General features: G+C 72.8%; 27 protein-coding genes and 1 riboswitch. Of the genes, 12 read left to right on the top strand and 15 right to left on the bottom strand.

All coding sequences use genetic code 11. The features are described from left to right. Window positions 1-49: 49 nt before the first annotated feature. Window positions 50-583 carry a GNAT family N-acetyltransferase gene (locus OG361_RS39680; RefSeq protein WP_384567360.1) on the bottom strand — a complete coding sequence of 178 codons (534 nt, stop codon included), beginning with the start codon at window positions 581-583 and terminating at the stop codon, window positions 50-52. A 152-nt stretch (window positions 584-735) separates the two neighbouring features. Between OG361_RS39680 and OG361_RS39675 the strand changes: the two genes are divergently transcribed. From OG361_RS39675 to OG361_RS39665, 3 genes are all read left to right on the top strand, one after another. Beyond that, a complete protein-coding gene (locus OG361_RS39675; RefSeq protein WP_405861552.1) occupies window positions 736-1,581 on the top strand; it encodes an excalibur calcium-binding domain-containing protein in 846 nt (281 codons plus the stop codon). A gap of 145 nt (window positions 1,582-1,726) precedes the next feature. Next, on the top strand, window positions 1,727-2,494 hold the full coding sequence (locus OG361_RS39670; RefSeq protein ID WP_405861550.1) for a hypothetical protein: 768 nt from the start codon (window positions 1,727-1,729) through the stop codon (window positions 2,492-2,494). Between the two features lie 175 nt (window positions 2,495-2,669). Continuing rightward, window positions 2,670-4,694: a phosphocholine-specific phospholipase C gene (locus OG361_RS39665; RefSeq protein ID WP_405861548.1), complete on the top strand. Its 2,025-nt coding sequence runs from the start codon at window positions 2,670-2,672 to the stop codon at window positions 4,692-4,694. A gap of 62 nt (window positions 4,695-4,756) precedes the next feature. Here the strand turns inward: OG361_RS39665 and OG361_RS39660 are convergent, their stop codons facing one another. After that, the gene (locus OG361_RS39660) at window positions 4,757-5,362 is read right to left on the bottom strand and encodes a hypothetical protein (protein ID WP_405861546.1); all 606 of its coding nucleotides are present in this window, start codon (window positions 5,360-5,362) and stop codon (window positions 4,757-4,759) included. 368 nt (window positions 5,363-5,730) lie between these two features. Then, window positions 5,731-5,914: riboswitch (cyclic di-AMP (ydaO/yuaA leader) on the top strand. 4 nt (window positions 5,915-5,918) lie between these two features. Here OG361_RS39660 and OG361_RS39655 point away from each other — a divergent pair. Then, window positions 5,919-6,833 carry a transglycosylase SLT domain-containing protein gene (locus OG361_RS39655; protein ID WP_405861544.1) on the top strand — a complete coding sequence of 305 codons (915 nt, stop codon included), beginning with the start codon at window positions 5,919-5,921 and terminating at the stop codon, window positions 6,831-6,833. Here OG361_RS39655 and OG361_RS39650 read toward each other — a convergent pair. The 3 genes from OG361_RS39650 to OG361_RS39640 all read right to left on the bottom strand — a co-directional run bounded on the left by OG361_RS39650 (window position 6,827) and on the right by OG361_RS39640 (window position 9,830). Next, window positions 6,827-8,113 (bottom strand): phosphoribosyltransferase family protein, encoded by a 1,287-nt coding sequence (locus OG361_RS39650; protein WP_405861542.1) that lies wholly within the window; start codon window positions 8,111-8,113, stop codon window positions 6,827-6,829. The two genes, OG361_RS39655 and OG361_RS39650, sit on opposite strands and share 7 nt — an antisense overlap. Window positions 8,114-8,217: 104 nt before the next feature. Beyond that, window positions 8,218-8,814 carry a hypothetical protein gene (locus tag OG361_RS39645; protein ID WP_405861540.1) on the bottom strand — a complete coding sequence of 199 codons (597 nt, stop codon included), beginning with the start codon at window positions 8,812-8,814 and terminating at the stop codon, window positions 8,218-8,220. A gap of 251 nt (window positions 8,815-9,065) precedes the next feature. Then, complete coding sequence (locus tag OG361_RS39640; protein ID WP_405861538.1) at window positions 9,066-9,830, bottom strand: alpha/beta fold hydrolase; 765 nt, start codon at window positions 9,828-9,830, stop codon at window positions 9,066-9,068. Window positions 9,831-9,996: 166 nt separating this feature from the next. Between OG361_RS39640 and OG361_RS39635 the strand changes: the two genes are divergently transcribed. The 3 genes from OG361_RS39635 (at window position 9,997) to OG361_RS39625 (ending at window position 14,120) form a co-directional block, all read left to right on the top strand. After that, window positions 9,997-12,669: a SpoIIE family protein phosphatase gene (locus tag OG361_RS39635; protein ID WP_405861536.1), complete on the top strand. Its 2,673-nt coding sequence runs from the start codon at window positions 9,997-9,999 to the stop codon at window positions 12,667-12,669. A gap of 195 nt (window positions 12,670-12,864) precedes the next feature. After that, window positions 12,865-13,125, top strand: coding sequence for a type B 50S ribosomal protein L31 (locus OG361_RS39630; RefSeq protein WP_384567331.1), 261 nt, complete (start codon window positions 12,865-12,867; stop codon window positions 13,123-13,125). A 158-nt stretch (window positions 13,126-13,283) separates the two neighbouring features. Further along, window positions 13,284-14,120, top strand: a complete 837-nt coding sequence (locus tag OG361_RS39625; RefSeq protein WP_405861534.1) for an NAD(P)H-binding protein — start codon at window positions 13,284-13,286, stop codon at window positions 14,118-14,120. A gap of 301 nt (window positions 14,121-14,421) precedes the next feature. Here OG361_RS39625 and OG361_RS39620 read toward each other — a convergent pair whose 3' ends face one another. The 3 genes from OG361_RS39620 to OG361_RS39610 all read right to left on the bottom strand — a co-directional run bounded on the left by OG361_RS39620 (window position 14,422) and on the right by OG361_RS39610 (window position 15,953). Continuing rightward, window positions 14,422-14,931 (bottom strand): peptidylprolyl isomerase, encoded by a 510-nt coding sequence (locus OG361_RS39620; RefSeq protein ID WP_384567325.1) that lies wholly within the window; start codon window positions 14,929-14,931, stop codon window positions 14,422-14,424. 128 nt (window positions 14,932-15,059) lie between these two features. After that, window positions 15,060-15,281 carry a hypothetical protein gene (locus OG361_RS39615; protein ID WP_384567323.1) on the bottom strand — a complete coding sequence of 74 codons (222 nt, stop codon included), beginning with the start codon at window positions 15,279-15,281 and terminating at the stop codon, window positions 15,060-15,062. Window positions 15,282-15,311: 30 nt separating this feature from the next. Next, on the bottom strand, window positions 15,312-15,953 hold the full coding sequence (locus OG361_RS39610) for a DUF6629 family protein (protein WP_405861531.1): 642 nt from the start codon (window positions 15,951-15,953) through the stop codon (window positions 15,312-15,314). Window positions 15,954-16,053: 100 nt separating this feature from the next. On the opposite strand from OG361_RS39610, the gene OG361_RS39605 reads away from it, so the two are divergent. Further along, window positions 16,054-16,575 (top strand): hypothetical protein, encoded by a 522-nt coding sequence (locus OG361_RS39605; protein WP_405861529.1) that lies wholly within the window; start codon window positions 16,054-16,056, stop codon window positions 16,573-16,575. A 66-nt stretch (window positions 16,576-16,641) separates the two neighbouring features. On the opposite strand, the gene OG361_RS39600 is transcribed toward OG361_RS39605, so the two are convergent. From OG361_RS39600 to OG361_RS39590, 3 genes are all read right to left on the bottom strand, one after another. Further along, window positions 16,642-17,145, bottom strand: coding sequence for an NUDIX domain-containing protein (locus tag OG361_RS39600; RefSeq protein ID WP_405861527.1), 504 nt, complete (start codon window positions 17,143-17,145; stop codon window positions 16,642-16,644). 182 nt (window positions 17,146-17,327) lie between these two features. Next, complete coding sequence (locus OG361_RS39595) at window positions 17,328-18,017, bottom strand: response regulator (protein WP_405861525.1); 690 nt, start codon at window positions 18,015-18,017, stop codon at window positions 17,328-17,330. Next, window positions 18,014-19,387: a sensor histidine kinase gene (locus OG361_RS39590; RefSeq protein WP_405861523.1), complete on the bottom strand. Its 1,374-nt coding sequence runs from the start codon at window positions 19,385-19,387 to the stop codon at window positions 18,014-18,016. Before OG361_RS39590 ends, OG361_RS39595 begins: the two co-directional genes overlap by 4 nt. A 134-nt stretch (window positions 19,388-19,521) precedes the next feature. Here OG361_RS39590 and OG361_RS39585 point away from each other — a divergent pair, with 134 nt between their 5' ends. Together OG361_RS39585 and OG361_RS39580 are read left to right on the top strand one after the other, a co-directional pair. Continuing rightward, window positions 19,522-20,430, top strand: coding sequence for an ATP-binding cassette domain-containing protein (locus tag OG361_RS39585; RefSeq protein WP_384572965.1), 909 nt, complete (start codon window positions 19,522-19,524; stop codon window positions 20,428-20,430). After that, entirely contained in the window at window positions 20,427-21,266 is an 840-nt protein-coding gene (locus OG361_RS39580; RefSeq protein WP_405861521.1) for an ABC transporter permease, read from the top strand. The genes OG361_RS39585 and OG361_RS39580 overlap by 4 nt, the downstream gene beginning before the upstream one ends. Before the next feature lie 13 nt (window positions 21,267-21,279). Here the strand turns inward: OG361_RS39580 and OG361_RS39575 are convergent, their stop codons facing one another. After that, window positions 21,280-22,149, bottom strand: a complete 870-nt coding sequence (locus OG361_RS39575) for a YhjD/YihY/BrkB family envelope integrity protein (RefSeq protein ID WP_405861519.1) — start codon at window positions 22,147-22,149, stop codon at window positions 21,280-21,282. A 161-nt stretch (window positions 22,150-22,310) separates the two neighbouring features. Here OG361_RS39575 and OG361_RS39570 point away from each other — a divergent pair, with 161 nt between their 5' ends. Next, entirely contained in the window at window positions 22,311-22,610 is a 300-nt protein-coding gene (locus tag OG361_RS39570) for a hypothetical protein (RefSeq protein WP_384572957.1), read from the top strand. A 53-nt stretch (window positions 22,611-22,663) separates the two neighbouring features. On the opposite strand, the gene OG361_RS39565 is transcribed toward OG361_RS39570, so the two are convergent. Continuing rightward, window positions 22,664-23,137, bottom strand: coding sequence for a winged helix-turn-helix transcriptional regulator (locus OG361_RS39565; RefSeq protein WP_384572955.1), 474 nt, complete (start codon window positions 23,135-23,137; stop codon window positions 22,664-22,666). Window positions 23,138-23,234: 97 nt separating this feature from the next. On the opposite strand from OG361_RS39565, the gene OG361_RS39560 reads away from it, so the two are divergent. Then, on the top strand, window positions 23,235-23,753 hold the full coding sequence (locus OG361_RS39560; RefSeq protein ID WP_384572952.1) for a PaaI family thioesterase: 519 nt from the start codon (window positions 23,235-23,237) through the stop codon (window positions 23,751-23,753). Window positions 23,754-23,919: 166 nt separating this feature from the next. Here OG361_RS39560 and OG361_RS39555 read toward each other — a convergent pair whose 3' ends face one another. Together OG361_RS39555 and OG361_RS39550 are read right to left on the bottom strand one after the other, a co-directional pair. Continuing rightward, window positions 23,920-24,285 (bottom strand): luciferase family protein, encoded by a 366-nt coding sequence (locus OG361_RS39555; RefSeq protein ID WP_384572949.1) that lies wholly within the window; start codon window positions 24,283-24,285, stop codon window positions 23,920-23,922. 137 nt (window positions 24,286-24,422) lie between these two features. After that, entirely contained in the window at window positions 24,423-25,679 is a 1,257-nt protein-coding gene (locus OG361_RS39550) for a PP2C family protein-serine/threonine phosphatase (protein WP_405861515.1), read from the bottom strand. Window positions 25,680-25,764: the final 85 nt, after the last annotated feature.

Raw genomic sequence — 25,764 nt, 5'->3', positions numbered from 1 at the left:
GAGACCGGGGCCCACCGTGGACCGGGACCGGGACCGGGACCGCTGAGGGTCAGGCCTGGTACTCGGTGAGGTCGATGGCGTGGACCCGCAGGGGAACGTCGAAGAGCGGGTGGTTCCCCTCGCGCTCCGGGGTCATGCCGAGCTTGACCATGATGTTCTCGGCGGCCGAGTTGCTGATGTGGGCGACGGCGACGACCCGTTCGAGCCCGCGGTCCTGGAGCGCGAACTCCAGGACCGCGTGGGCGGCCTCGGAGGCGTACCCCTGGCCCCAGAACGGCCTGCCCAGGCGCCAGCTGATCTCCACGTCCGACATCAGCTCCGGCAGGGAGTCCACCACGGACAGTCCCGCGAAGCCGATCAGCTCACCGGAGGCGATGAGCTCGACGGCGAAGAGCCCGAAGCCCTCGTCGTCCCACTCCTCCTCGTACCGCTCGATGTCCTCGGCGGTCTCCTCCATGTCCCGGACCGAGCCGTCGCCGATCCAGCGCATGACCTCGGGATCGGCGTTGATCTCGGCCAGAGGGACGAGGTCGTCGTCGGTCCAGCGTCGGAGGATGAGGCGGGGGGTACGGATCTCGGTCATGCCTCCATCCTGACGCATGGCACGGGGCACCCACGCCACCGGTCGGCCGCAGGCGGAAGGGCGGGCACCAATCCGCGGATCGGGCGGAGAAGAGGTGAACATCCTGTGTAAGTTGAGCGCCGCTCAGTTCACCGCCCCCGTGGAGAGTCCCGATGACGCAACCGCCGCCGCCCGGCTACGGCCAGCCGTACGGCCACCCGCCGTATCCGCCCCCGTTCCCCCCGCCCGCCCGGCGGTGGTGGCAGCATCCGGCGCTCGTCATCGCGGCCCTGGTCGTCTTCCCGCCCGGCGGCATAGCCCTGGCGTGGCTCAGCCACTGGAGCCGGACGAAGAAGATCGTCGCCACGGTGCTCGCGACCCTCTGGTTCCTCCTCTCCTTCCTCGTCTCCGACCCGCCGAAGGAGACGAAGGACGACGCCAAGGCCACGGCCCGGCCCACCGCCACGCAGTCCGCGACCACCACCCCGCCTGCGTCGCCGTCGCCCTCCCCTTCGCCCTTGAAGTCAGAGGAGGCGAAGATGCCCCGGCTCGTCGGTGGCACCTACGAGACCGCCGAACCGCTCCTCACCGAGAACCTGGGCCGCGCCTACGCCGCCTACAAGGACGTCGAGCTCCCCGCGGCGTACGACAGCTGGCTCGTCTGCTTCCAGCGCCCGACCGCCGGTCAACCGGTCTCGTCGACGGTCCCGGTGGTCTACCTCACCGCACCGGGTGTCCCGTGCCCCGGATCGCCCAACGAGGTGCTGCACAAGCCCACCCCCAAGCCCACGCCGAAGCCCACCGTGAAGCCCACGCCGAGGCCGACGCCGACGGCCACCCGCGCGCCGGCCCCCACGCCGACCGCTGACGACGACTTGGACTCCGGCTCCGGCGGCGGCGACGTCTACTACCGGAACTGCACGGCGGTCCGCGCCGCCGGCGCCGACCCCATCCGCAGGGGCGACCCCGGCTACGGCAGCCATCTCGACCGTGACGGTGACGGCGTGGCCTGCGAGTAGGAACCAGGCCCACCCCGTACTCCGTCGATGAAGCCCCCTCCCTCCGCGGTGATCCGCGCCGGGCGGGGGCTTTATCGTCGCGCCTGACACCCGGTCGAGTCTGACCCACCGCTACCCGGGTCGGGCGGCCCACTACCGTGTCGACATGCACATACTCGACGACCCGGGCCTGTCGCCCCGCGTCACGACGCTGTTGGCCCGGGCCCGTCGCGGCACTGCGATCCCCGCCGAGTGCGTGCGTGAACTGGCGGCCCGCGCGGAGGCTTTCGCCGGGGACGCGGCGGCCGTTCCTCCCGAGGCCGTCGAGGCGATGATCCGTTTCGAGGAACGCTACGGCGGGCTCTGGTACCCGCTCCTCGGCTCCAACGGCATGGAGCACGGACTGGACGGCGGGACCCTCGTCCACCGTGGCGCCGACGGCTGGTCCTTCTCCGGCATCGTCGACGGCGACTGGACCTCGACCGTCGACGTCCTCCTGGACCAGCGCACCGCAATGACGCTCGCGGGGCGGTCCCGCGTCATCAACAGGAGCATTCGCCAGCGCATGGAGTCCCATGCCCAACTGTCGCTGGTCCGGGACCGGCCCCACATCACGCTGGCCGTCGGCATGGCGCCCGGCCGGGTGCCTGCTGTCGCCGGAGTGGGACTCCCCGCCGTCGACGTCGAGGCGACCGGGCCCGCCGACAGGTGGTGGGTCGGCGGCGGGACCGCGGTCCATCTGGAGCTGCACAAGTGGTGGGGCGACGAGGACCTCTGGGTCGCGCGCTGCTTCACCGAGCGGGCCCGGGACCTTCCGGCCGCGGTTGACTCGGTACGGCGCTCGGTGACCGGCGGCATGTGGAGGGAAGAAGAGTGGTGCGCCGTGTGTGCCCACTCCAGGGAGCCGGCACAGCCCTGCCTCGGAACGCCTTGAGTACGCCGACCTCCGGCCTTATTGGTATGAGGTTGGACCAATTTCGACTCCGACTTTCCCTGGCCCTTGGCTGTTTACCCAGGAATTACTGCACGGCTGTATACCTTTAAGCTCCCCTCCCCCATCATGTCTCCCGACGTGCCGCCCGGGCACGCCGTGACAGGAGAGGCGGGGCATGCTTCCCATCAGCCGCAGGGGATTCGTCGGCATCGGCGCGGGGCTCGTCGCCGGGGCGGCGTTGCCGGCCGTCCGGGCGTCGGCAGCCGCGAGTGCCGCGACCGGTACGCTCACCGACGTCCGGCACGTGGTGATCCTCATGCAGGAGAACCGCAGCTTCGACCACTACTTCGGCACGCTCCGCGGCGTACGGGGCTTCGGTGACCGCGCCGCCGGCAATCTGCCCGGGGGCTGGGGCATGTTCAACCAGCCCAACTGGGGCGGCCGCCAGTACCCCTGGAAGCTCAGCGACACCCCGCCCGCCGGAGGCGTGGACGGCGAGACGCTCGCGCAGTGCAACGGCGACCTGCCGCACAGCTGGACCTCGCAGCACTCCGCCTGGAACAAGGGGCGTCTCGACAACTGGGTCATGGGCGTCGGCAACACGCGGACGCTCGGCCATCTCGACCGCGAGGACATCCCCTTCCACCACGCGCTCGCCGACCACTACACGATCTGCGACGCCTACTTCTGCTCGGCGCTCAGCGCCACCGGTCCCAACCGGACGTTCCTGTGGAGCGGGAAGGTCGACGCCTCCAGCAAGGACGGCGGCGAGGAGTCGGGTCTGACCTGGGAGACGTACGCCGAGGCACTGCAGCGCGCCGGGGTGAGCTGGAAGGTCTACCAGAACGCGCAGGACAACTACGGCGACAACGGCCTGGCCTACTTCAAGAAGTTCACCGACGCACGCCCCGGCGACCCGCTGTACGACCGCGGCATGGGTTCGGTCCCCAAGGTCACCGGTTCGACTCCGGACGACATCGCCGCGGCGATCCGCGCCGACGTCGTCGCGGGCACGCTGCCGCAGGTGTCGTGGGTGGTGGCGAGCGAGGCGTTCTCCGAGCACCCGTACGCCCCGCCCGGGGACGGCGCGCACTTCGTCGACCTCGTCTACCGCGCGCTGGCCGCCGACGCCGAGGTCTTCGACTCGACGGTGCTCTTCCTCAACTACGACGAGAACGACGGCTTCTTCGACCACGTGCCGCCGCCGGTCGCCCCGCCGGGGACCCCGGGCGAGTACCTCGACGGCGTACCGATCGGCCTCGGTTTCCGCGTTCCCATGATCGTCATGTCCCCGTGGACCCGGGGCGGTTGGGTGAGCTCCGAGGTCTTCGACCACACCTCCGTCCTGCGCTTCATGGAGACCTGGACGGCGGCTCTCGGCACGCCGGCCACCTGTCCGAACATCAGCGCCTGGCGGCGCCGGGTGACGGGCGACCTGACGAGCGTCTTCGACTTCGCCCACCCGGTGTACGGGGTGCCGGCCGGCCTCCCCTCCACGGCGAAGGTCATCGGCCAGTCCACCTGCGGCCCGCTCCCGAACCCGGCGCCCCAGAACAACGCCCTGCCCGCGCAGGAGTCCGGCACGCGTCCGGCACGCGCGCTGCCGTATCAGGTGAACGGCAACCTCGACCGCTTCGAGTTCGGGTCCGGGGGCAAGATCCTGGCCTGGTTCTCGATGACGAACCAGGGGGCGGAGGCCAAGCGGGCGGCGCACTTCTCGATCCACCCGCACCAGCACCGCGACACGGCGGCCTGGCAGTACACGGTCGACCCCGGCGGCACGGCCTCCGACTACTTCAACATCGGGTTCGGGTCGGGCTCCGGGAAGTACGACATCTCGATGATGGGGCCCAACCGCTTCCTGCGGCGCTTCATCGGCGACGCGTCCAAGGCGGGCAAGGCCGTGGAGGTCGCGGCCCGGTTCGCGCCCGACGCGGGTACGGGCCGGACGGCCCTGTGGTTCACGATGACCAACACCTCCGGCGGACCGGTGACCTTCACCGTCCGCTCGAACGCCTACCGCACGGACGGACCCTGGACGTACACGGTCCCGGCGAACTCCAGCCGCGAGGACTTCTTCAACGCGGTGGCCTACAACGGCGGCTGGTACGACTTCACGATCCTCGCCGACATCGACGGGACCTGGTCGCGCCGGTACACCGGCCACATCGAGACGGGCGCCCCGAGCGTCACCGGCTGAACCTCCCTCTCCCTCCCGTCACCGACCGGCGGTCCTTCGACGACCGCCGGTCGGAGCGGTGGTCAGCGGCCGGCGTACGCGGCGCGGCGGATCGTGGCGTCGAGGAGGTCCACCGCCTCGGCGGCCGTACGACCGGGGGCCCGGTTCCAGGGTCCGATCAGCTCGCGCCACCCCTGCGATCTGAGTTCGGTCATGATCCAGGCGGCCGCCTCGTTCATGGTGTCGGCGCTGCCGTAGCCGAGCCGGTGGGCCGCGAGGAGGGCGCCGCAGACGCAGCGGGCTCCCCGCGCGTCGCGCAGCTTGTACGGGGCGTTCTGCCAGCCCCACTCCGTGAGCACCAGGCGCGCGTAGCCGAGGTGGACCGAGGGGCGCAGTTCGGGTCTGCCGATACGGCGCCAGGCGTGCAGACGGTCCGGGAGTACGGCCCCGATCCGGCCCGGGAGCCGGCGCTCGGCCGGTGGCGCCGGTGGCAGCGCGTCGAGCGCCTCGGCCACGAGCCGGTCCACGGGCACGGTGAGGAGGGACCGCCAGTCGGCGCGCTCCGGCGCCCGTTCCGGTGCGGGGGCTGTCCAGTCCGTGACGATGCGCTGCCAGGTGGCGCTCTCGAAGAGAGCGGCCGCCTCGCGGTCGAGGGTGTCCGGGCTGTGCGGGGAGGTGGTGGGTGACATCCGGCTGACTCCTGGGTCGGGTGACCCCATCCTTCAAGAAGAATGTCCAGTTTGCGACTTTTGCGCACACCGGCGCGCCCTGCACGCACGCCGGCGCGAACGAATGACCCACAGGCGTCAATTTCCACCCATTCACTCACCAAAGGAATTACGTCGCATATTTGGACATTCTTCACCTGGTGACGCGGTTCACTTTCCGAGGGCACCACCCTGGACCGGAACACCCGCAGGCCGTACCGCACACGGAAGTTCAGTGCGGCTCGAACCCGGTCGATCTTGTATTTCTGGAATTCGGTGATCCTTTTCGACTCACAGTGGATCCGCTCCTCTTGTTATCCGCCGCATTACTGGCCTACGGTCACCCCCATTCGAGCGGAACGCCTAATCCTGCCGCCGCTTGAAACACCTCCCTTTCACCCGACGGCAGGAGCGGGGGACCCACGAATTCGCCGGTCCGGAATCCGGAACGGCTCGGGGTGAAGCCGCGTGCGCGCGGCCGGACATCTCCCGTCCGAACCCGACAGCTCACCCCGCAGGCGCCGGAGAGGAAACCGTCATGCCTGCACACGGTAAGCACCGCCGCCCCCGCCGCCGCACCGTCTCCCGTGGCCTCACACTCGCCGGCACGGGCGGTGCCGCCCTCGCCCTGCCGCTCGTCGTCCCGGCCACGGCCGGCGCCGAGACCGTCACGGCCGCACCGAAGACCGCCGCGCAGTCCTTCGCCGCGCAGCCCGCCACGGCCCTGGCCGCACAGCCCGCGGCCGCGCCGGCCGCCGCAGCCGCCACCGCGCGCACGTACACCGTGGTAAGCGGTGACTCGCTTTCCCTGATCGCCCAGAGGAAGGGAATTCAGGGCGGCTGGAAGGCGATTTACCGGGCCAACAAGTCCGCTGTGGGTGGCAATCCGTCACTGATTCACCCCGGTCTTGAACTGACGATTCGTCGGGATTCCGCGAAGGCTGCCCCCGCGCCGAGTGCCGCGCCGAAGAAGAGCACCGCGCAGAAGAAGAGTTCTGCCACGACCGACCGCGCGAACCGCTCCGAGCGCCGTGCGGCGGCCCCGGCGGCCGGTACCTCGGGCGGCTCCGCCGCACAGGCTGTTCCCGCCGCGGCTCCCGCCGCCCAGGCCGCCCCGGCCGCCGCCCGGTACGCCGACAACCTCGACGGCTGGATCCGTGAGTCGCTGGACATCATGGCCCAGCGCGGGATCCCCGGCTCGTACGACGGAATCCTCCGCAACGTCATGCGCGAGTCCTCCGGCAACCCCCGGGCCATCAACCTCTGGGACTCCAACGCCGTGGCCGGCACCCCTTCGAAGGGCCTGCTCCAGGTGATCCAGCCGACCTTCGACGCCTACCACGTGCCCGGCACGTCCACGGATCTGTTCGACCCGGTCGCCAACATCACCGCCGCCTGCAACTACGCGGCCGACCGCTACGGCTCCATCGACAACGTCAACGGGGCCTACTGACGCCGGAAGTGCTCGGCGAACCACTCCGTGGCGAGCTCCGACACCTCCTCCAGGGCCCCCGGCTCCTCGAAGAGGTGAGTGGCGCCCGGAACCACGGTGAGCCTGTTCTCGCACCGCAGCAGGGCCTGAGCCCTCCGGTTGAGATCCAGGACGAGCGCGTCCCGACCCCCCACCACGAGGAGGGTCGGGGCGCGCACCCGCGCCAGGCGTTCGCCCGCCAGGTCGGGCCTGCCACCGCGCGAGACGACGGCGACGACGCCGGAGCCGGGATCGGCCGCCGCCCACAGCGCGGCAGCCGCGCCCGTGCTCGCCCCGAAGTAGCCCAGCGGCAGCCCGGCGCCCTCGGGGCGTCCGGTCAGCCACTCGGTGGTGCTCACCAGCCGGCCGGCGAGCAGCGGGGTGTCGAAGACGTGCGCCCGGTCGGTCGCCTCCGTCTCGGTGAGCAGGTCGAACAGGAGGGTTCCGAGGCCCGCCCCGTTCAGGGCCTCGGCGACCGCCCGGTTCCGGGGGCTGTGACGGCTGCTGCCGCTCCCGTGGGCGAACAGCACGATGCCGGTCGCGCCGTCGGGCACGGCGAGCCGTCCGGCGAGTGTGGTGCCGGTCACCGGGATCCTGACGTCCGTGTCCCGGACGACGGGGCCGCGAGCGGCCCTGCTGCGGTCGAGGCAGGCGATCACCTCCGCGTCGGCGGTCTGCGAGAAGTCCTGGTAGAACTGGCCGATCGCGTAGAAGAAGTCAGGCGCGTGGACGCTGACCGTCTCGTCGGCCTCGCCTCCGAGGCGTGCGGTCCAGCCGTGCGGTGCGACCGGCACCGCGAGGACGATCCGTGCGGCGCCCTTGGCGCGGACCACCCGGCAGGCGGCCAGGGCCGTGGCGCCGGTGGCGAGCCCGTCGTCGACGACGACGACCGTCCTGCCGTCGAGGGGCACGGGCGGGCGGCTGCCCCGGTACCGGAGCGTGCGCTGTTCGAGCTCGACGCGCTCGCGTTCCTCCACGGCCGCGAGCCCCCGCTCGCCCACGCCCGTCTCGCGCAGGACCCGCTCGTTGAGGACGCGTACACCGCCCTCGCCGAGAGCCCCCATGGCGAGCTCCGGCTGTTGGGGCACCCCCAGCTTCCGGACGAGACAGATGTCGAGGGGCGCGTCGAGCGCGTCGGCGACCTCCGCGGCCACCGGTACACCGCCGCGCGGGAGGCCGAGGACCACGACGTCCTGGCTCTTGAGATGGTCGAGAAGGGGCGCGAGCTGCCGGCCCGCGTCGATGCGATCGCTGAAGTACATGGTCCGCCGCCCTTCCGCGTGCGCGGCCCGGGCCCGGGGCGGAACCGTGTGCCCCGTCCCCTGCCCGTGGTTCCAGGGTAGACGGGTCGCCGCGGACGGACAGATCAGCGGGACTGCAGCGCGTCGAGGGCGACCGCCTGGGCTATCGCGAGCCGACGGTCCAGATCCGGGTCGGCTATGTCCACGACGTACCGGTCGCGCACTCCCAGGAGCTTGTCGACGGACATGACAGGACGTCCGGCCTCGGCGAAGTCGAAGTGGTACGGCACGACGAAGGGGAGCAGCTCCGTGAAGGGCAGGAACTCCCACACGCGCCGCAGCAGCCCCACGGTCCGGTTGCGCTCCTGCCCGGTGGCCTCCTGCCGCTGCCCCTCCCGGCTCAGGTGCCAGGTGCTGCGCAGCAGGGACGCGCCGAAGTCCTTGCGGAAGCCGCCGAGCCGCGTGCCGGAGGCGCCGTGGACGTCGTACGTCGCGCCGAGGTCGATGACCTGGCGGGCCGAGAAGGTGAAGAGGACCTGGCGCCGGGACTCGTCGGTGTAGAAGGTGACGTGCTCCTTGAAGGCCATCCTCTTCTGGTGGGCGAAGGCGACGAGTTCCGCCTCCTCTCCCCCGGGTCCCACGGTGTGCACCAGGTAGCGGTTGGCCATCAGCGTGACCTTCTGCCGCACCAGGAAACGGTGCTGGGACTGTGCGAGGCCCATCGGGTGTGCTCCTACCGGTCATGGGGCGGTCCGTCGGCGACCGTCCCGTGGGGATGTGAGCACGATGATCCGGCGCGCCGGGGGCACTCCGCTGTCCTCGAAAGTCTTCGCCTCCTTCGACCTTCGGATCGACCCCGTCGTCCCACCGTTCACGGCGAGCAGGACGGGCCGCACCCTTTCACCCGTGGGGTGCCCGGCGGCCGGGGTGTCACCCGGGACGGAGGTCCCCGGTGACACCGCGGAAGGTCCTGTCAGGCCGCGAGGAAGGCCTCGATCGCCTCGGCGAGGGCCTGCGGGGTCTCCTCGGGGGCGTAGTGGCCCGCGTCCTTGAGGACTTCGAGGCGCGCGTTGGGGTACCAGCGCAGCCAGGTGGCCTCCATCGCCTCCGTGCCGAGCGCCGGGTCGTGCGCGCCGACCACGAGGAGGACCGGGGTGGGGTTGTCCCGGACGCGCTCGTGGAAGTCGGAACCGGACCAGGAGTCCAGGTAGGCACGGAAGGCGATCGCCGAGGACCGGTTGACGGAGCGCTCGACCAGCGTGCTCAGCCAGGCGTCCTCGTACCGGCCACCGGTGGTGTTGTCGATGATCGCGCGCCGGTTGGCCGGGGACTCGGCGGCGCCCGCGAAGAGCTCCCAGGTCTCCCCGTCGAGCGGGAACCCGGCGGCGGAGACCGGTGAGATGCCGATGAGCGAACGGATGCGGTCGGGCGCGTCGAGGAGCATCAGCTGGGCCGCCTTGCCGCCCATCGAGTGACCGATGACGGAGAAGGAGTCCCAGCCGAGGTCGTCGGCGACGGCGAGGGCGTCGGCCGCGACCTCCTCCATCGTGTAGGCGCCCTCCGTCTCCTTGGCCTCGCCGTAGCCCCGGCAGTCGACGAAGGCGTACGTGCCGGCGGCGTCGTCCAGGTGGGCGCGGAGCGGGGCGAAGCTGGTGCGGTCACCGAACCAGTTGTGGAGCACGAGGGCCCGACCGGGGCCTTCGCCTTGAACGTCGTACGGAAGAACCCGGCCCGTCATCGTGCCCCCTGGCAGCGAGGTGGTGGCGCCGCACGCCGGCGGCGAATGGTCGACGACCGAGTGTGACGGGACGAGCGCGTGCGGTCAACACCGTGAGGGGCGGGCGCGGTGCGCGGCGGACCGGTCCGGGATGCGGGTCCTTTCGTACCGGGCGCATCCTTGCAGTGTGACCTCGCACGGCACGTCCGGCCCCGGCCCGGCGCGCGGTACCGGGCGTCCGTCCGGGAACGGGGCTGCCGACGGGCCTGTTTCGGGTGCCCTCACGCGAGCGCTCGCGGAATCGGCGCTGCGGGCCGTCGAGGACGTCGGCGGGTACGCGGGCGGGGTGTACCTGCGCTCCGAGACGCCGGGCCTGCTGCGGCTCGCGGTGCTCGTGGGGCTCCCGGGACCGTTGTTCCGGCCGTGGTGGCGGATGCACGAGAACCGGCCGTTCCCGGTGGCGGAGGCGTACCGCTCGGGTCAGGCCGTGCACCTCGCCGACGTCGAGGACGCGATGCGGCGCTTCCCTCAGCTCGTGGCGAGCCTGCCCTTCCCCTTCAGCTCGCTGTACACGCCCGTGGTCGCGGGCCGCGAGCGGTTCGGCGTACTCGTGGCACTGCGGGCCCCGACCCCGGGCGAGGCCGTGAGCGCACGCGACCGCGGCCGGATGACGAGCGAGGCCGTCCGTCTCGGTGAGGCGCTGAAAGGGCTGGTGGAGCACGGGACGGCGGCCCGGTGGACCGGCGACCCGGTATGCGTGCAGCTGTCCTCCGGGACCGCGCCGCCGGTGCGGTTCGGTTCCTTCGACTGGGACCTGGACACGGGCACGGTCACGGTGGACGGCGGGCTGCGGGAGATCCTCGGGGCCGGGGTGACCTCGCCCTGCTCGATCGACGTACTGACCTCGCGGCTGGACTCGGAGGACGCGTACGCGCTCTGGGCGGCGGCACTGCAGGCCACGGGGGCGAACGGGCGGCCGACGGTGCGCAGGATCCGACTGAAGGGGCCGGACGGCGGTCTGCACCTCCTGGAGGTGTCCGCCAGAGCCGAGCGAAGTGCGCGCGACACCTCGGGCGAATCGGGCGAGGCCGACGGGTCGGACGGGTCGGACGGGTCGGACGGGTCGGACGAGGCAGGCTCCCCGGCGCCCGGCCGGAGACTCGCGGGCACGCTCGTCGACCTGGGGACGGGCCTGATCGGCTCGGACGCCACGGACCGGCTGCCGCGGGCGATCCTGGCGATCGACCGCCTCGGCCGGATCACGTACCTCAACGAGCGCACGGAGCGGCTGCTCGGCCGCCCGCGCGGCGCGCTCGCGGGGCGGCCGCTCTGGGAGGCGCTGCCCTGGTTCGGCCTGCCCTTCCACGAGGACCAGCTACGGGCCGCGCTGCTCTCCGACGAACCGGTGCGCTTCCTGGCACGCCCGGAGCGGGGCCGGTGGCTCTCGGTCTCCCTGCACCCGGGGCGGGAGGGCGTGACCATGGTCCTGGTCCCGGAGGAGCAACCCGCAGGGCTCCCAAAGGACCCCGCGCGGCCCGCGCCGGACACGGCACCGGACCGCCCGGGGCCCTCCTCCTCCGGTCCGGCCCAAGGAGGAGACCGTCGGGACCGGGCGGTGGACGACGGAGTGGGGGATCACAGCGACCGGGTGGCAGCCATGTACCGGCCCGTGGCGCTGGCCATCGCGCTCTCGGAGGCGGTGACCGCGCGCCAGGTGTCGGCCGTGGTGACGGAGGAGCTGCTGCCTGCCTTCGGCGGACGCCAGCTGGCGATCTACCTGCTCAGCGAGCGGCGCCTCTACCTGGCCTGGGAGACGGGTTTCCCGACCGGGTTCCTCGAACCCTTCGACGGCGTCGCGCTGGACTCCCGGATGCCGGGGGTGGATACGCTGACGACCGGCCGGCCGCTGTTCTTCGAGTCGATGGAGCAGCTGAGCCTCGCGTACCCGGGTCTGGCGCTGGACGCGCACACGGGTGCGCGTGCCTTCTTGCCGCTCATCGCCTCCGGACGGCCGGTCGGCTCCTGCATCCTCGGCTTCGATCGACCGCGCACGTTCAGCCCGGAGGAGCGGACCGTGCTCACGGCCCTGGCGGGCCTGATCGCACAGGCCCTGTCCCGGGCCCAGCGGTACGACACGGAGTCGGCGGTCGCGCGCGGGCTCCAGGACGCGTTGCTGCCGCACCGGCTGCCGGTGCGGGACGGCGTGGAGACGGTCGGCCGCTATCTGCCGGGCACCGAGGGCATGGACGTGGGCGGCGACTGGTACGACGTGATCGAGACGGGTCACGGCCGACTCGCGCTGGTCATCGGCGACGTGCAGGGACACGGGGTGGCCGCCGCGGCCACGATGGGTCAGCTGCGCAGCGCGGTGCGGGCGTTCGCACTGGGCGGCCATCGGCCGCAGGACGTGATGCGGGGCACCAACCGACTGCTGATCGACCTGGATCCCGGCCAGTTCGCGAGCTGTTGCTACGTCCTGCTCGATCCGGAGACGGGAGAGGTACGGGCGGTACGGGCCGGGCACCCGCAGCCGCTGCTGCTGCGCCCGGACGGGACGACGCAGCTGGTGGAGCTCGCGGGCGGGGTGGTGCTGGGCGTCGACGACCGCGCCTCGTACCCGGTGACCCGCTTGCGGCTCGCTCCCGGGGCTGTGCTCGCGCTGTTCACGGACGGGCTGATCGAGCGGCCCGGCGCGGACATCGACGAGGGCATCGAACGCCTGCGCCACGCGCTCGCCGCGACCGGCTCGATGCCCCTGCCGGAGGCGGCGGACCGAGTGATCCGCGAGGCCCGGCAGGCCACGGCAAGGCCGGACGACATCGCGCTGCTGCTCGCGGCCCGCTGGCCGGAGTCCCGCTGAGCCGGAGTCCCACTCGGCCGGATTCCCGCCGGGCGCCGGACGACCGAGCCGGCGGGCCGCCGGGCCGGGCCGTCACCCGGTCGGGCCCGTGGCGCTGGTCCGTCGCCACCGGCCCGGGGAGGCTGGGGGTGCCGTGCCCGATGAGGCCGGACGAGTCGGGGCGAACGAGTCAGGGCGGAAGCCCGAGGAGGACACGTGCAGCAGGACAAGCAGCCCGAGTACGGACCCGTGGTCTTCCGCGACCGGTCGGCCGGGTACGCGTTTCTGACCCGGTCCACCGCGACCAGCGACCGGACCATCGAGTGGGACGACGGCGAGACGTACCCGGTGATCGACGTGGAGATCTCCTCCGAGAGCCACCCGTTCTTCACGGGAAAGGCGCGGACCGTGGACACCGAGGGACGGATCGCGAAGTTCGAACGCCGCTACGGCGAGGAGGGCTCGGAGCCGAGCTGAGACGAGCCGAGCCGGTCGTTCGGAGACCCGCTCGGAGACCTGCTCGGAGATCCGCTCTCAGAACTGGCCAGAAGATGGCCAGTTCACCTTCCAGGATGAGGTCACGAAGACGGCGGAGCACGAACGCTCCGCCGCGGACCCCTGGGAAGGGAACTGCTGTGATCGTGGTGACCGGAGCGACCGGAAATGTCGGACGACCGCTGGTGGAGGCGCTGGCCGCGGCCGGCGAGGAGGTCACGGCGGTGAGCCGCCGTCCGGCCGACGGGCTGCCGGCCGGCGTGGCCCACCGGCCGGGCGACCTGGCCGACGTCGACGGCCTCAAGGAGCTGTTCGAGGGTGCCGAGGCCGTGTACCTGCTCGTCGCGGGCCTCGGCGACAGCCTGCGGCCGCGCGAGATCGTGGCGGCGGCGGTGGCCTGCGGCGTACGGAGGATCGTTCTCCAGTCCTCCCAGCTGGTGGGGACGCGGACCGATTCCGTGTCGCACGCCCCGCTGCGCGCATTCGAGGCGGCGGTACGGGAGTCGGGGCTGGAGTGGACGGTGCTGCGGCCCGGCGGCTTCGCCTCCAACGCGTACCTCTGGGCCGATCAGGTGCGCTCCGCGCGTGCGGTCGCCGCCCCGTTCGCGGATGTGGCGCTGCCCGTGGTGGATCCCGCGGACATCGCCGAGGTCGCGGCAGCCGCACTGCGCGACCCGGCGCACGCGGGGCGGACGTACGTCCTGACCGGTCCGGCCGCGGTGTCGCCGCGCGAGCAGGTTCGCGCCCTCGCCGACGTGGTGGGCGAGCCCGTGGGGTTCGTGTCGCAGAGCGCGGCCGAGGCGCGGTCCCAGCTGGTGCGGTTCCTGCCGGAGGAGGCCGTCGACGGCATGCTGTCGGTGATGGGCGAACCGAGCGCGGAGGAGCGGCGGGTGAGCCCGGACGTGGAGCGGGTCCTGGGACGGGCGCCGCGCCCGTTCTCGGCGTGGGCGGCGCGGAACGCGTTCGCCTTCGCCTGAGGGCCGGCGGCTTCGCGGGCGCCTGCGCCGTCCCCGGCGCGAGGGTACCCGGACCGCTGGGGTCCCCGGACCGCTGGGGTGAGCTGCCCGCTGGGGTGCGCTGCACGGCGGCGGGCTGCGGCTCGTGGGCCGCGTCGGCCGGGGCGGGGAGCCACACGTCCGGGTGGACGGTACTCCCCTGCCCCGCCGTGCGGGGCGAGCGAGGGCCGCGGGCCCTCGGCTCGTACGCCGCGGAGGCTACCGATCAGTGCTGCTGATCTTCGGTGCTGCTGAGCTCAGAGCTGCTGATCCGGCCTCTGGATCAAGCGCCCGCCGCGTCCTTGACGATGCCGGACTCGGCGACCTTGATGGTGGCGCTGGTGGCGCCGGAACGGGAGCCGAGGCCCTCGATCTTCTTGACCAGGTCCTGGCCCTCGACGACCTCGCCGAAGACGACGTGCTTGCCGTCGAGCCAGTCGGTGACGATCGTGGTGACGAAGAACTGCGAACCGTTGCTGTTCGGGCCGGCGTTGGCCATCGAGAGCAGGAACGGCCGGTCGTGCTTCAGCTTGAAGTTCTCGTCCGCGAACTTCTCGCCGTAGATGCTCTTGCCGCCGGTGCCGTTGCCCCGGGTGAAGTCGCCGCCCTGCAGCATGAACTGCGGGATGACGCGGTGGAACGGGGAGCCCGCGTAGCCGAAGCCGTGCACGCCGGTGCAGAGCTCGCGGAAGTTCTGCGCCGTCTTCGGGACGACCTCGTCGAACAGCTGGAACACGATCCGCCCGGCGGGCTCGTCGTTGATGGTGATGTCGAAGTAAACGTTTTCGCTCATGGGGACATCCTGTCATTAGTCGCGCACTGCGCGCGCACGGGCTACCTCCTCCCGGGTCACGGCGCGCCGGTGCCCCGCGCCTCCCGGGGGAGTGCGGGGCACCGGTCGCCGCGGTCCGGGCGAGGGAGTCAGAGCAGTCCGCCGGTCTTCGGCGCCTGGAGGCCTGCCCCGGCGCCCTGCACGGTCTCGACCGTCTGGGTGACGGTCTCGACGCCCTGGTCCTCCTGGAGGAGGCCGGTGGCGCCTCCGAGGGGGCTCTCGGCGGCGCTGGCCTGCGGCGGCGGGGTGATGAGGGCGGTGACGACGCCTGCGGCGAGGGAGGCGATGGCGAGCATGCTGCGCTTCTTCATGCCCTGGTCAACTACTGAGGCGCCGAGGGGTTACGGCCGACTTCCGACCCGTCCGACTTCGGAGCGGGCGGACGTCCGGACCCACGCGAGGAGAACCAGCGAGGCGAGAGCGGCGAGGGCGCACCAGGTGGAGACGAACTCCGTGCTCCACAGCAGCGCGCAGACCACCGCTCCCGCTCCGGTCAGGAGTCCGAGCAGGCGCAGGATCCGGTCGCGGGCCAGGAGCAGCGCCCCGACGGTGGCGAGGAGATAGCCGGCGATGAGCAGGGGCGCGAGCGGCAGGTCGACGACGTAGCCGAGGGTGTGTCCACGGATCTCGGCGGTGACCGGGCGGGTGGCGAGATGGTACGCGAGGACCCCGGCGGTCGCGAGGCCCGCCGCGAGCGGCACGAGCAGGCGCCGCCCGTCGGCGGGGCGGGCCGCGGTCAGCACCCCGGCGGGGACCCAGACGGGCAGCAGGGGCAGCGCGATCACGGCCCATACGAGGGTGGCGGGGCCCGCTCCCCCGCCGGAGCGCCAGACGGCCGCCTCGACGACCTGGTGGGCGCCCAGGAGCAGGGGCAGGGCGGCGAGCGGCACGTCCCCCGCGCCGCGTACGGAGGCGAGCGAGGCCACGCCGACGGCGCCGATCCCGAGGCCGGCCCAGAGGTCGGCCGTCGCACTCCAGCACATAGCGCACTTTTACCCCAGAACGGGTGGAACCGTATGGTTGTGGTGGCTGTCTTTCCTAGTGACACCACTGTCCCCGGAGCAGGAGAAATTGGGGGACGCCATGCAGCACCGTCACACCCTCGCGGCCGCGGCCGCGGGAATGCTCCTCGTCGCTGGGATCGGCGCCACGATCCCGGCAGGCGCGTCGAGCGCCCCGGCCCGGGCCTCGACACCACCGACCATCGCCCAGGTCGTCAACGCCCGCTGGGGCGGGCACGCCACCTTCGACCGGATCGTGATCGACGTACGGGGCACTATGCCCCCGGTCACCGTCCGACAGGTGAGCGCGCTGCACTACGACGGTTCGGGGCAACGGGTCCCCCTCGCGGGGAAGTACTTCCTGGAGATCGGTCTCTCCCCCGCCGCCGCCCACGACGACGCCGGACGGTCCGTCTACCAGGGTCCCCGCTTGCTGAAGATCTATCTGCCCACGCTCAAGGGGATCGCCCTGACCGGCGACTTCGAGGGCGTGGTCACGATCGGAGCCGCCTTCGACACCAAGCCCGCCTACAAGACCTTCCGGCTGCACTCCCCGGAGCGTCTCGTCGTCGACGTCGCCCACCCGGTCGGCTGCCGGACCTGAGGGGTCACGGCAGGGGCGGGCGAGCAGAGGGTGGGGCCGTCCCCCCGGACGGCCCCACCCCCGCGTTCAGCCCGTGGCGTGACCGGTCTCCACGTATACGGTCGACCCGGTCCTGCGGGCCCGGTCGATCTCGGCGAGGCGCTCGAACTCTCTCGGCTCCATCTCGCGCTCCCACTCCTCCAGCGTGCGCAGGCTGTACGCGCTGTGCTCCTGGGGGTCGAGGACGACGGCGGCGATCTGCTCGTCCGTCAGCTCGCCGCCGTCGAAGATGAAGCCGATGTGGTTGGCCGGCCAGTCCTCGCCCCGGTCGGTGACGAAGTGGGTGCCGAGCAGGCGCGGTTCCCCGGTGAAGACGATCCCGGTCTCCTCGTGGCACTCCCGCACGGCCGTCTGCCAGGGCGTCTCTCCCGGGTCCATGTTCCCGCCGGGCCACTGCCAGAGCTCGGTGCGGTACGTGGCGCGGAGCTGGAACGGGCGGCCGCCCGTGTCCGTGAAGTAGAGGCAGGCGTACGCCGTCGCTCTCGGCAGGGTCGCTACGTACTCGACGGGTGGCAGCCAGATGCTCGCCATGGGCGGCTCTCTTTCGACGGGCCGATGGGACGTCCCCATCCAATCGGCCCCGGGGCCGCCGCCCGGCCGGTGACAGGGAGATCACCGGATCGTGTGATCACCGCTGCCGGCGGGGCCGGCGGGGTGGTCGCGCGGTCACCGGGTCCGCGGGGTGGTCAGCCGGGGCCGCGGGGTCGGTCGGCTCACGCCGCTGAGACGAGGCCCGCCTCGTACGCGATGATCACCAGCTGCACGCGGTCGCGGGCGTCGAGTTTGGCGAGCAGCCGGGTCACGTAGGTCTTCGCGGTGGCGATGCTGATGTGGAGTTCCGCGGCGACCTCGGTGTTGGACAGACCGCGGCCGACGAGGGTGAGGACCTCCCTCTCGCGGTCGGTGATGCCCTCGGCGCCCCGGCGGGGTGCGGCCGCCGCCGGTCGGGGACGGTCGGTGAACTCCTTGATGAGGCGCCGGGTGACGCTGGGGGCTATGAGGGCGTCGCCGGATGCGACGACCCGGACGGCGGCGAGGATGTCGTCGAGCGCCATGTCCTTGACGAGGAAGCCGGAGGCCCCGGCGTGCAGCGCTCCGTACACGTGGTCGTCGTCGTCGAAGGTCGTGAGGACGACGACCCGGGCGCCGGTGGGGCCCGCGGTGACGAGGCGGGTGGCCTCGATCCCGTCGGTGCCGGGCATGCGCAGGTCCATGACGACGACGTCGGCGCCGGTCGCCTCGACGAGACGGACGGCCTCGGCGCCGTTCGCGGCCTCGCCGACCACGAGGAGATCGGCGGTGTCCGCCATGACCATCCGGAGCGCGGTGCGGACGAGGGGCTGGTCGTCGGCGAGGAGGACACGGACGACGCCGTCGGGCCGCGCGGCGGTGGTCTCGTTCATCGGGTGGTGGCTCCTGTGGGAAGGGTGGGAAGGGGAAGGCGGGCGGTGACGCGGAAGCCGCCGCCGGGGCGGGGTCCGGCGGCGAACTCTCCGTGCAGCAGACCGACCCGCTCGCGCATGCCGACGAGTCCGTATCCGGTGCCTCCGCCGGGGCGTTCGCGCTCCCTGCCGGGGGCCGGGCCGGGGTCCTCGACCGTGAGGGCGACGGCCTCGGGGTCCCGCTGGTCGACGGTCACCGTGCACGCGTCGGCGCCGGAGTGGCGTACGACGTTGGTGACGGACTCCTGGACGAGGCGGAAGGCGGAGAGGTCGATGTCCGGGGGAAGCGGGAGCGGGGCGCCGACGCGGCGGACCGCGACGCGGACTCCGGCGGCACCCGTGGCCTCGGCGAGCCGGTCGAGTGCGGCGAGGCCGGGCATCTCGGGGAGGCCGCGCGGCCGGGCGGGGCCGGGCTGCTCGGTGGCGCGGCCGCCCGCGGTCCCGGTGCCGAGCGCCGATTCGCCGCGCGCCGCCGTGTCCATCGCCGTCTCCACCGCCGTCTCCGTACGGAACGCCTCCTCCGTACGGTCGGCGAAGGTCGCGTCGGCCTGATCCGCCGTGCGCAGGGCGCCGAGCATGCGGCGCAGTCCCGCCAGCGTCTCGCGGCTCGCCGTCTCGATCTCCGCGAGGGCCTGCCGGGCGCCCTCGGGCTGTGTGTCGATGACGCGCCGGGCCGCCCCCGCCTGGAGCGCCACGATGCCGATGCTGTGCGCGACCGTGTCGTGCATCTCGCGGGCGATGCGGAGCCGCTCGGCCGTGACGGCCTGCTCGGCGACCTGGGCGCGACTCTGCTCGGCGTACTCCCGGGCCTGCCCTTCCGAGCGGCCGAGGAGCCAGGCCACGAGGGCGGTCAGGGCCACGGCCAGCCCGCTCGTGGTGCCGGCGCTCCAGCCGGCGAGCAGCCGAACCGCCAGGTACACGACGAGCAGGCCGAGGGCGAGCAGGAGTGCCCGCCAGGCCTCGCGGCGGGGGCGGGCCGCGGCGATGGCGTAGAGGGCGACGTCGACCGCGAGGTACTGGGCGAAGGGTATGGCGGTGACGCCGAGGGGGGTGGACGCGATGACCGAGGCGACGAGGAGGTGGTGAAGGGCGGCGGTCGGGCGGCGGGCGAGAAGCGCGCTGCCGCGCAGGGTGAGGAGAGTGCCGACGGCCAGCATGCAGAGGCCGTCCCAGCGCAGGATGACGAAGCCGGGCAGGACGTCCGGCCCCTCCTGGCCGGGCACACGGATCCGGAGGAGGGCGGTGAAGGCGATGCCCGCGCCCCAGGCGACGGCGGCCCATCCACCGGGCGGGAGCCTCTTGAAGAAGGGTGCTGACGGGGTGGCGGACATGCGGTGATCGTAGAGGGCCGCTCCCGGCGGGGGCATCGGACCGGGGATGTACACCCACGGGTGACAGCGCGGCCCGCTGATTGTCCGTGCTGGTCCGATGCCCGGTGAGGGCCCCGGGCGGCACGGTGGTGCACATGATCGAAGTCAGGGAACTCACCAAGCGCTACGGCTCCACGACCGCCGTCGACGCGCTCACGTTCACGGTCCGGCCGGGCCTCGTGACCGGCTTCCTCGGGCCCAACGGATCGGGGAAGAGCACGACTCTGCGGATGGTCCTGGGGCTGCACACGCCGACGAGCGGCTCGGTGACGGTCGACGGGCGGCCCTTCACCGACCGGCCGCGCGGGCTCCGGCACGTCGGCGCGCTCCTCGACGCCGGTGACGTGCACGGCGGACGGACCGCCCGCTCGCACCTGGCGGTCCTGGCGCGCGGCAACCGCATCCCGCTCTCCCGGGTCGACGAGGTCCTGGAGGAGGTCGGTCTTGCGGGGGCGGCGCGGCGGCGGATCGGCGGGTACTCCCTCGGGATGCGGCAACGGCTCGGGATCGCGGGCGCGCTGCTCGGCGACCCGCCGGTGCTGCTGTTCGACGAGCCGCTGAACGGGCTCGACCCGGAGGGCGTGAAGTGGGTGCGGGGGCTGTTCCGGCGGCTGGCGGCTGAGGGCCGCACGGTCTTCGTCTCCAGCCATCTGATGACCGAGATGGAGCACACCGCGGACGAACTGGTCGTGATCGGCCGGGGTGAGCTGATCGCGGCGGAGAGCCTGGCGGCGTTCGCGGCGCGCGGGACCCGGCTGAGCGTCACCGTCGGGACGCCGGACCGGGCGGGGCTTACGGCGCTGCTGCTGACGGAGGGTGCGGAGGTCCAGGAGGAGGCCGGGCTGCTGACGGTGACAGGGCTCCCCGCCGCGCGGATCGGTGAACTCGCGCTGGAGCACCGGGTGCTGCTGGACCAGCTGACCACCCGTACGGCCTCCCTGGAGGAGGCGTTCATGGAACTGACCGCCGACAGTGTCGAATACCTTGCGGGAGACGCCCGATGACCACCCTCGACCTTCGTGTGGCTCCCGTGCTGGAGCCCCGCGCCCGCTTCCGCGACCTGGTGGCGTCGGAGTGGCTGAAGCTGTGGTCGCTGCGGTCGACAGGCTGGTCGCTCCTGCTGAGCGCGCTGGCCGTGGTCGCCTTCAACGCCGGAACCGCCTGGGACCACTACCGCTACTGGTTCCAGTACGACGCGCAGAGCCGGGCCGACTTCGTGCGGAACGACATGGCGTTGTGGTTCGTGTTCACGGGGAACGCGTCGATGGTGCTGATCCTCTGCACCGCCGCGATGGGTGCGATGACGGTGGTCGGCGAGTACGGCAGCGGGATGATCCGCACGACGTTCGCGGCGGTGCCGGCGCGCGGCTCGTTGATGGCCGCGAAGGTGCTGGTCGTGGCGGCCACGCAGACCGCGTTCGGGGCGGTGGTCGCGGCCGGTTCGTTCTGGTCGACGCAGGCGCTTCTGGACCTACGGGGCGCCGGTCTGCCCCTCACGCATCCGGGGGCGTTGCGGATCGTCGTCGCGTCCGCGCTGCTCGCTCCGGTCTGCGCGCTGGTCGGGATGGCGCTCGGCGCGCTGCTGCGGCAGAGCGCGATCTCGATCGTCGGCTCGGTGGTGCTGCTCCTGCTGCTGCCGGCGGTGCTCTCCGACCGGCGCCACCTCACCGCCGTGCTGGCCCATGCGACGCCGTACCACGCGTGGCAGCGGCTGGTGCCGGTGGGATCGCCCGAGGAGCCGTACCCGTGGACGGCGGGCGGCGCTTGGCTGGTGTACGGGCTGTGGGCGCTGGGCGCGGCCGTGGTGACGGTGCTGGCGGTGCGGCGCAGGGACCAGTAGGGACCGGCCCGCGTCACGCGCCGACCGGGCGGTCGCGGCTCAGGCGGCGGCGGACGAGGCTCTCGTGGACGAGGCGCCCGACGAGGGCGCCTCCGTACACGACGAAACCGACGCCGACGAGCCAGGACTGGAGGACGAGGACGGTGCCGAACTGGCCGTACGTGACCGCGTTCGAGGCGATGAGCGGGGAGAAGACGAGCTGGGAGAAGATCCGCAGCCCCAGGAGGCCGAGCGCGGTGAGGGCGGCGCCGGGGGCGAGGGCGCGCCAGCGGATGCGGCCGCAGAGGAGGAACCGCTGCGACCACCAGAAGAAGAGGAAGGTGCCGATGAGGTCGGCGACGGCGACGAAGACGGTGGTCGAGGCCGGGGACTCCTCGGGGACGGGCGTGGCGACGAAGAGGAGCAGGGCGGCGACGAGGACGGCGAGCCAGACGACGTGCCGCCACATGGTGTGCCAGCGGGCGGTGGGGAGGTCCCAGGCCCGCTCGTACCCGGTCTGGACGGCGGACCCGAAGGTGACGCCGAACGCGGCGAGGGCGGCGAGACCGAAGGCGGTGGTGCGCTGCAGGGCCTGCCCCGGCTGCCCGAAGAGCCGCTCGACCTCCTCCTCCGAGACCTCGGAGACGCCGAGACCCTGGACGAGCCAGCGGGCGAAGCCCTGACCGCTGGCGAGGTCGGCCGCGGCGACGACGATGAGCAGGGGGACGAGGGTGAGCAGGCTGAGCGCCGCGAAACCCATGGCGCGGTGCATGAGTTCCATGGCGCGGCCGCGGTTCCACGCGAGACCGACCGGCGAGGTGAGAACGCGGGTGTGGAGCCGGTGGAACCAGTGGCCTTGCTCGGTCGGGGGACCGTCGTGCGGCGGACCGGGATTGGGGGGCATGGTTCGTGGGGTACCCGCCCGGGAGGCGGGACCCTCCGATGTGCCGCCGAACGGGTGCCGAGTGGTCCCGCCCGAGGAGAAGGGGGACGCTGGAACTGAGCACGTCCGGGTGTCGAGGGCGTACTGCACGGGGCGCCTGCCCGGTCGGGAGAGGCGGCGTCATGCGCATGCTGCTGAAGGTCCAGATGGACACACCGGCCTCCAACGAGGCCATCAGACAGGGCACGTTGCAGAAGATCATGGAGAAGGCGCTGTCGGAGCTCCGCCCCGAAGCCGCCTACTTCGGCGCGGAGGACGGCTGTCGGACGGCCTATCTGTTCTTCGACCTGGCCGACCCGTCGCAGATGCCGAAGATCTCGGAGCCCTTCTTCCTCCAGCTCGGCGCCGAGATCCATTACTCGCCGGTCATGGACGCGGAGGACCTGCGCAAGGGCCTTGCCGCGATCACGCCCACCGGCTGACCTGCCCCTGCGCCCAGCCGTGGGACCGGACAGGTCCTGGCGGGGCCGTGGCGTCAGCGGGTGAGCGGGCGGGCTCCGGGGCCGGGGCGGAGGGTCACGTCCCGGGCGGCGAGGGTGGCCCGCTCCTCGCCCTCGCACTGGACGACCACGCGGACGGGCGCCCCGCAGTCGGTGTGCCGGATGTCGAGGACGGGGCCCTCGGGATCGCCTGTGTGCGTGTCGCCCCACTGCTTGAGGGCGAGGAGTACGGGCCAGAGGTCGACGCCCTTGGGGGTGAGCCGGTACTCGTACCGCGTGCGCGCGCCGGGTTCGCGGTAGGGCTCGGCACGCAGGACGCCGGCCGAGACGAGCTTGCGGAGACGGTCGGCGAGGACGGCCTCGGAGAGGCCGAGATGGCGCCGGAACTCGTCGTAACGGCGGACCCCGTTGAAGGCGTCGCGCAGGATGAGCAGGCTCCACTTCTCGCCCACGAGGTCCAGGGTCCGGCGGACCGAGCAGTTCTCCGTGTCCGTCTCCAGCCACTTCATCGTCACACTCTAGCCACCTGGCTGCGTCGTTGACAGTCAGCTGACGCCCGGGCTAGCTTCGCCGTACAGAGCCAGCAGTTCGAGCGAAGGCGGAGTGGTGACGGTGCGGTCACGGACGGTCGAGTGGCAGGACGCCGGGGCCAGCGCCCGGGCCGCGGGGACGATGGCGGGGCTGGACTTCCTGCGCGAGATGGTGGCCGGGCGGTTGCCCGGGCCCCCGATCGCCGCGCTGCTCGGCTTCACCCTCGAGGAGGTCGAGGACGGTCGGGCGGTGTTCGCCCTGGAGCCGGGTGAGGAGCACTACAACCCGATCGGGAGCGTGCACGGCGGGGTGTACGCGACCCTGCTCGACTCGGCCGCCGGCTGCGCGGTGCACTCCACGCTCCCGCGGGGCACGGCGTACACCTCGCTCGACCTGTCGACCCGCTTCCTCCGCCCGATCACGATGGACACGGGCAAGGTGCGGGCCATCGGCACGGTGCTGTCGCGCGGACGCCGCACCGCGCTGGCGGAGGCGGGGCTGTACGACTCCGAGGACCGCCTGCTCGCTCACGCGACCAGCACGTGCATGCTGTTCCCGATGCCGGTGGAGGATTCCGGGGGCACGCGCGCGTAAGTCCGGCCCGGCGGGCCCACGTGGGCCGGGCCCGGTGGGCACACCTGAGCCAGGCCCGGTGGGCACCCGTAAGCCCGGCCCGGCGGGCACGCGCGCGTAGGGCATGGCCCGGCGGGCACGCGCGCGTAGGGCATGGCCCGGCGGGCACGCGCGCGGAGGTCCGGGTTCAGCGGATGCCGGGGACCGGGCGGGTGCGGGTGCAGCCGTCCGGGGCGACGTCGGGGACACCGTTGGCCTGGAGGGCCGCGCTCACCAGGGTGGCGAGCAGGTCGATGTCCGAGCCCATGTCCAGACGGACCGTCACCCACCCTGATCCGGCACGGAGCCGTACCGCGCTCGACCCGAGGAGGGCGGGGCGGAGTTTGGCGACCATGGCGCGGGTGAGGTGGACGTCGGCCTCGTGTTCCCCGTGGAAATGCACGATTTCTTCTGTCGCGGTGCCCAGACCGAGCTCGGCGCCGCAATGGGCGCGGCCGGGGGTCAGCGAGGGCCAGCTCATCAGACGTTCACTGGCATGCCTGGCCGTGTTCATACCGAGGAGCGTGCCGGGCGTCGGGGCCGTGCACAAGCGTCCTGGCGAAAGAACTCCCGCGCAGGTGGGAAACAGGCCGGGAACCGGCCGGTGTGACCGTGTGTCACGACGGTTCGTGGGGAGGGAGTGACGTGGTGTCACGTCGTGTGACGTGCGCGGACGCGGGCCGCCAGGACGGCCACGTCGTCCTCGGCCCGGTGGGCGCCGAGGCGGCGGAGCACCTCGTCGACGACCTGCCCGGGACCCGGGTCCGGTGGGAGCCGGAGCGCGGCGAGGCGGGCCAGCGACACGTCGATGTCCTCGCTCCGGCGCTCGACGAGGCCGTCGGTGAAGAGCAGCAGGGTCTCGGCGGGGGTGAGCGGGCGCGTGGTCGGTTCGTAGCCGCCGACGCCCGTGCCCAGCGGCGGACCCACCGGGAGGTCGACCAGCTCGGCCGATCCGTCGGCCCCGAACACGGCGGGCGGCAGGTGCCCGGCGCTGGCGAAGGTGGCGGCGCCGCGGGCCGGGTCGACCCGGACGAGCAGACAGGTGGCGGGGCGGCGGGCGTCGTCCTCGGCGACCACCGAGTCGAGGTGGCGCAGGACCCGGTGCGGTGGCAGGTCCGTGGCGGCGACCTCGCGGAGCACGGTGCGGTAGGCGTTCATGTCGACGGCCGCGTCCAGGCCGTGCCCCATCACGTCGCCGACGACGAGGAGCGTGCGGCCGAAGTGGAGCCGTACCGTCTCGAACCAGTCGCCGCCGACGAGGGCGCGGGGGCCGGCGGGCAGATAGCCGCCCGCGATCTCCAGGTTCGGGTGCGGCCTGCCGGGCTCGGCGACGAGGGCCCGCTGGAGGTGGAGCGCGGTGTCCTCGGTGGCGGCGAGACGGCGCGCGTGGCCGATGTGCCGGGCGGCGAGCCGCGCGGCGTGCCGCAGGACGGCGGCCTCGTCGACGGTGAAAGGGGCCCGGCCGGTACGGGCCGCGGTGACCTCTCCGAGGGGTTTCTCGTCGTCGACGGCGAGCGGGGCGGTGAGGACGTGCGCGGGGCCCGGTTCGGCGCCTTCGGGACCGGGGGCGGCGCCGGGTCCGATGGCAGGGGCGGGGGCGGCGCCAGGTCCGATCGCGGGGGCGGGTCCGATGGCGGGGGCGGGGGCGCTGTCAGGGGTGGTGTGGGGCCCGTACGGCTCCGGAGACATGCCTCTGCCCGTGCCCACCGGTCCGGCCGCCGCGGCGCGGCGCGCAGGGCCGCCCTGCCAGGCGAAGAGGTCGACCGCCACGGAACCGCCCAGCAGTCGCGCGAGGAAGCCGGCGAGCTCCCGGCAGGTGCTCGTCTCGTCGAGCGTCGTGCCGATCTCGCCGATCGCCCGCTCCATGGCCCGCACCCTGTCCAGGAGGGCCTCGTCCCGTTCCGCCACGACACCTCCACCGCCGCGCGGCTCGCCGGGCGGCGCACCCGGTCCCCTCATTGCACCGGCGGGCCGCGTCCCGCGCACGGACCTC

This window comes from Streptomyces sp. NBC_00090 (genome assembly GCF_045160815.1).
Taxonomy (GTDB): domain Bacteria; phylum Actinomycetota; class Actinomycetes; order Streptomycetales; family Streptomycetaceae; genus Streptomyces.
Note: the sequence above shows the minus strand (reverse complement) of the source record. Positions and strands in the feature narration are given on the sequence as shown.

Excerpts from the sequence above, each read along its gene's own strand:
- OG361_RS39600 (WP_405861527.1), bottom strand. The coding sequence starts at position 17,145 with ATGGCGAGCATCTGGCTGCCACCCGTCGAGTACGTAGCGACCCTGCCG.
- OG361_RS39650 (WP_405861542.1), bottom strand. The coding sequence starts at position 8,113 with ATGTACTTCAGCGATCGCATCGACGCGGGCCGGCAGCTCGCGCCCCTT.
- OG361_RS39590 (WP_405861523.1), bottom strand. The coding sequence starts at position 19,387 with ATGTCCGCCACCCCGTCAGCACCCTTCTTCAAGAGGCTCCCGCCCGGT.
- OG361_RS39670 (WP_405861550.1), top strand. The coding sequence starts at position 1,727 with ATGCACATACTCGACGACCCGGGCCTGTCGCCCCGCGTCACGACGCTG.
- OG361_RS39615 (WP_384567323.1), bottom strand. The coding sequence starts at position 15,281 with ATGAAGAAGCGCAGCATGCTCGCCATCGCCTCCCTCGCCGCAGGCGTC.
- OG361_RS39645 (WP_405861540.1), bottom strand. The coding sequence starts at position 8,814 with ATGGGCCTCGCACAGTCCCAGCACCGTTTCCTGGTGCGGCAGAAGGTC.
- OG361_RS39565 (WP_384572955.1), bottom strand. The coding sequence starts at position 23,137 with ATGAAGTGGCTGGAGACGGACACGGAGAACTGCTCGGTCCGCCGGACC.
- OG361_RS39575 (WP_405861519.1), bottom strand. The coding sequence starts at position 22,149 with ATGCCCCCCAATCCCGGTCCGCCGCACGACGGTCCCCCGACCGAGCAA.
- OG361_RS39585 (WP_384572965.1), top strand. The coding sequence starts at position 19,522 with ATGATCGAAGTCAGGGAACTCACCAAGCGCTACGGCTCCACGACCGCC.
- OG361_RS39640 (WP_405861538.1), bottom strand. The coding sequence starts at position 9,830 with ATGACGGGCCGGGTTCTTCCGTACGACGTTCAAGGCGAAGGCCCCGGT.
- OG361_RS39555 (WP_384572949.1), bottom strand. The coding sequence starts at position 24,285 with ATGAACACGGCCAGGCATGCCAGTGAACGTCTGATGAGCTGGCCCTCG.
- OG361_RS39660 (WP_405861546.1), bottom strand. The coding sequence starts at position 5,362 with ATGTCACCCACCACCTCCCCGCACAGCCCGGACACCCTCGACCGCGAG.
- OG361_RS39620 (WP_384567325.1), bottom strand. The coding sequence starts at position 14,931 with ATGAGCGAAAACGTTTACTTCGACATCACCATCAACGACGAGCCCGCC.
- OG361_RS39665 (WP_405861548.1), top strand. The coding sequence starts at position 2,670 with ATGCTTCCCATCAGCCGCAGGGGATTCGTCGGCATCGGCGCGGGGCTC.
- OG361_RS39675 (WP_405861552.1), top strand. The coding sequence starts at position 736 with ATGACGCAACCGCCGCCGCCCGGCTACGGCCAGCCGTACGGCCACCCG.
- OG361_RS39580 (WP_405861521.1), top strand. The coding sequence starts at position 20,427 with ATGACCACCCTCGACCTTCGTGTGGCTCCCGTGCTGGAGCCCCGCGCC.
- OG361_RS39595 (WP_405861525.1), bottom strand. The coding sequence starts at position 18,017 with ATGAACGAGACCACCGCCGCGCGGCCCGACGGCGTCGTCCGTGTCCTC.
- OG361_RS39655 (WP_405861544.1), top strand. The coding sequence starts at position 5,919 with ATGCCTGCACACGGTAAGCACCGCCGCCCCCGCCGCCGCACCGTCTCC.
- OG361_RS39605 (WP_405861529.1), top strand. The coding sequence starts at position 16,054 with ATGCAGCACCGTCACACCCTCGCGGCCGCGGCCGCGGGAATGCTCCTC.
- OG361_RS39610 (WP_405861531.1), bottom strand. The coding sequence starts at position 15,953 with ATGTGCTGGAGTGCGACGGCCGACCTCTGGGCCGGCCTCGGGATCGGC.
- OG361_RS39680 (WP_384567360.1), bottom strand. The coding sequence starts at position 583 with ATGACCGAGATCCGTACCCCCCGCCTCATCCTCCGACGCTGGACCGAC.
- OG361_RS39570 (WP_384572957.1), top strand. The coding sequence starts at position 22,311 with ATGCGCATGCTGCTGAAGGTCCAGATGGACACACCGGCCTCCAACGAG.